This window comes from Arthrobacter silviterrae (assembly GCF_011045165.1).
Lineage (GTDB): Bacteria > Actinomycetota > Actinomycetes > Actinomycetales > Micrococcaceae > Specibacter > Specibacter silviterrae.
Genome location: NZ_JAAKZI010000087.1, coordinates 1 through 1299 on the forward strand (window position 1 = coordinate 1; position 1299 = coordinate 1299).

General features: G+C 69.1%; 1 protein-coding gene. It reads left to right on the forward strand.

Features of this window, described 5'->3' with window-relative positions; all coding sequences use genetic code 11:
• A partial coding sequence (locus tag G6N77_RS19485) for an L-serine ammonia-lyase (protein ID WP_165183827.1) occupies positions 1–1299 on the forward strand: 1299 nt, incomplete at both ends.

Genomic DNA, 1299 nt, shown 5'->3' on the forward strand with positions numbered 1-1299 from the left:
CGGGCGTGTTGGCCCGGGTGGCCTGGGTCAGTGTGGATTTGTATGGGTCCCTGGCTGCGACGGGGCGCGGGCATGGGACGATGACGGCGGTCCTGCTGGGGTTGGAGGGGCGGGAGCCGGAGCTGGTGTTGCCGGAGGAGGTCCGGGAGCGGTTGGGGGCGTTTGCTGCCGGGGAGCCGCTGCTGTTGGGCGGGGTGGTGCCGTTGGGGTTCGGGGCGGAGGACATTGCCCTGCATCCGCGCACGGTGCTGCCGCGGCACACGAACGGGATGCGGTTTGCGGTGCTGGATGCCGCGGGGGAGGTCCTGGCGCAGGAGACGTATTTTTCGGTCGGTGGCGGGTTCATTGTTCGGGAGGGGGCGGTGGAGGAGGCCGCGGCGGAGCTGGAGTCCTCCAAGGCGTTGCTGCCGCACCCGTTCCGCACGGCGGCGGAACTGTTGGGCCACTGTGCCGTGGTGGGCGGGAACTTCAGTGACGTGATGTACGCCAACGAGCTCGCGTCCCGCACGGACGCCCAGGTGCGGGAGGGGCTGCTGCATATCCGGGATGTGATGGAGGAGTGCAAGAATTCGGCCCTGGCCCGGGAGGGCCTGCTGCCGGGCGGGTTGAAGGTCCGGCGCCGGGCCCCTGCCTGGCATGCCCGGCTGAGGGCCGAGGACCCGGACCGGGACCCGAAGTTTTGGCAGGAATGGGTGAACCTGGTCGCGCTGGCGGTCAATGAGGAGAATGCCTCGGGCGGGCGGGTCGTGACGGCGCCGACGAACGGGGCGGCCGGCATCATCCCGGCGGTGTTGTTTTATGCCACGCACTACACGGACGCGGTCCGCACCGCTGCCCCGGAATCCCTCCCCCAGGTGGTGGATTCGATTGTGGTCAAGTTCCTGCTGGCCGCCGGGGCGGTCGGGGTGCTGTTCAAGGAGCAGGCGTCGATTTCCGGGGCGGAGGTCGGCTGCCAGGGCGAGGTCGGGTCCGCGTCCTCGATGGCCGCGGCCGGGCTGGCCGAGGTCATGGGAGGAACCCCGGAACAGGTCGAGAACGCCGCCGAAATCGCGATGGAACACAACCTGGGCCTGACCTGCGACCCCGTCGGGGGGCTGGTGCAGATCCCCTGCATTGAACGCAACGCGATCGCCGCGGCGAAGGCCATCAACGCCGCGAAAATGGCGCTCTGGGGCGACGGGGACCACCGCGTCTCCCTCGACGAAGTCATCATCACCATGGCCGAAACCGGACGCGACATGTCCACGAAATACAAGGAAACAGCCCTCGGCGGCCTCGCCGTCAACGTCGTCGAATGCT